3 protein-coding genes are annotated in these 2,294 nt (G+C 51.9%); all 3 read right to left on the reverse strand.

The genetic code is table 11. From position 1 onward, the window contains the following. Positions 1-666 (reverse strand): MotE family protein (locus HOJ95_18625; GenBank protein ID MBT6396709.1); only part of this gene is annotated, 666 nt, incomplete at its 3' end. Positions 667-714: 48 nt separating this feature from the next. Then, positions 715-1,185 carry a hypothetical protein gene (locus HOJ95_18630; GenBank protein ID MBT6396710.1) on the reverse strand — a complete coding sequence of 157 codons (471 nt, stop codon included), beginning with the start codon at positions 1,183-1,185 and terminating at the stop codon, positions 715-717. Then, positions 1,182-2,246, reverse strand: a complete 1,065-nt coding sequence (gene fliM / locus HOJ95_18635; GenBank protein MBT6396711.1) for a flagellar motor switch protein FliM — start codon at positions 2,244-2,246, stop codon at positions 1,182-1,184. Before fliM ends, HOJ95_18630 begins: the two co-directional genes overlap by 4 nt. Positions 2,247-2,294 lie beyond the last annotated feature (48 nt).

The raw sequence follows: 2,294 nt of genomic DNA on the forward strand, positions 1-2,294 counted from the left end.
CCCCCCCAATTCCCCATTACTGCGAGGCAGATACCTCCTCAAGGCAAGCTCGGCGGTTACCGATTTAGCCTTTGTGGGGTTCATTTTTGACATAACTGCGGCCACTTTGTTCCCACTCATCCGGGAAATGACATCCAAAAGGATCTTCATATCCAGTTGTTCAAAAATCTTGGCGGCATCCTTGGGTTTCATACTTTCGTAGATTTTAACCAGGCTCTTGATATTGGCCTCTTCCTGCTCGTCATAGGTGTTAAGGAGACCTTCGACAACCCCCTGAAGCTTTTTCATTTCGGCTATTTTAGCCTCAATCTTTTTTTCCGCCGCGTCGAGAAGGCCGTTGCGCATGTCGATTTCCTTCTCGCGCTTGTCCAGGTCCCTACGGCGGACAGCGAGCTCCTGAAGAGTTTTGACCTCGGCCTCGGTAAATTCAACGGCTTCTTCCTCAACCGCCTCATCAAGAAGGTTGGCCTCCTCATCTGACGTATCCTCGTCATCCGCTTCATCTTCAGTTTCTGCAGCATCCTCAGAGGATTGGGCACGGGATTGAGCCACCTGCAAAGAACCGGACATGGTTGAAAGGCCGTCAATGAACTGGCCGCCTTTCAGAGACAGCAACAGGACGGCGGTAAAAATAGTGAGAGGAAAGAGTCGCAACCTGAAATTCATTTATTTTCTCAAGATCAGCGGTATGACGAACACCGACAAGGGGAAGATTTATCTCGTCATACCGAGGGTTTTTAATAGTTCCTGCTCTGCCCGTGAGCGGAAAGATTCTTCGTCCTCATCAGCCGAAGCATCTAGCTTGCTTTCCTCTTGATATTCGGCTGAAGGAGACGACGTATCGCCATCTGTTTGCGGCAATTCATTCCGAGCCTCCGAAATTCGACCACCCATGCGTTCGGCAAGAGCATCACCTCGCTCAAGCATAAAAGACAGTTCGTCATAAAGCGCCTTGGCGTCTTCGACCTCGCTATGAAGGGATTCACGCACACCCTCAGCAGCTTTTTTCAAGGCGCCGATTCCGGCCTCGGCCCTGGCCGTCGCCTGATTAAAGCTGGCGATTAACAGTTGAAGCTCATCCTCATTACGCCGCATGGCCCCCAGACGGCGATTGAGAAGAGCGCAATAGACGATAGTGGCGACGAGAAGAACAATAACCAGACCATCGAGAATCAAAGGGATCATGAATCTTCCCCATGGGTATATTCATCGTCTTCGGGCTCGACCTCATCAGTGACCTGGATTGCCAGATTAAGGCCCTTTCGACCCATCTGTCCCATGAACAAGGTGCGTTCACCACAGCGCAATTCAACAAGGGAGTCAGCGGTCGCATTAAGGATAAACCGGGTGCCAACCTTCATATTTATCAAGTCTTTCAACGGCATTATAGAACGGTCAAGAACCGCAGAAATACTGACATCTGTTTTCCAGAGTTCGGCGGCAAGATGGTTTTCCCAGATTGAATCACGTCCGAATTTTTCACCCATAAACATCTGCAGGAGCAACTCACGAACCGGCTCCAGCGTCGCATAGGGAACCAGAAGGTCAAGCTTACCGCCACGGTCTTCCATGTCGATCCGCAGTTTTGCCAGAATAGCGGCGTTCGCCGGCCGCGCAATGGTGGCGAAACGAGGGTTAGTCTCCAGCCTTTCAGAGCGGAAAGTAACCGGACTCAAGGGATCAAAAGCGGCGGAAAGATCAGAGAGAAAAACCTGGATCAGGCGACTGACCAGAGTCCGTTCAATGGTGGTGTAAGGCCGCCCCTCAATTCGCATCGGTGCCGTGCCCCGTCGCCCGCCGAGCAAAACATCGACGATCGAATAGATGAGAGAACTATCAACAGTAACAAGGCCGTAATTATCCCATTCTTCCGCGTTAAACACCGCCAACATCGCTGGCAGGGGAATACTGTTGAGATAATCGCCGAAACGCACCGAGGTAATATTATCGAGGGAGACTTCAACATTATCAGAGGTAAAGTTGCGAAGACTGGTCGAGAGCATACGCACGAGCCGGTCGAAGACAACCTCCAGCATCGGCAGGCGTTCATAGGAAACAAGAGCAGAATTGATAATGGCCATGACCCCACTGTCGGGGCCGCCTGAACCGTCATCGTCGAAACCAAGAAGACTATCAATTTCATCCTGATCGAGAACTCGCGAGGTCTGACCACTTTCTTCGTCGCCATCGCCGTCGCCATCGCCCATGGCTTCCCATTCGGCAGCCGCACGTTCCTCATCGGTCATACCGTCGCCGTCACCGCCAGCTTCACCGCCAGCTTCACCGCCAGCTTC

It is taken from the genome of Nitrospinaceae bacterium (genome assembly GCA_018669005.1).
Lineage (GTDB): Bacteria > UBA8248 > UBA8248 > UBA8248 > UBA8248 > UBA8248.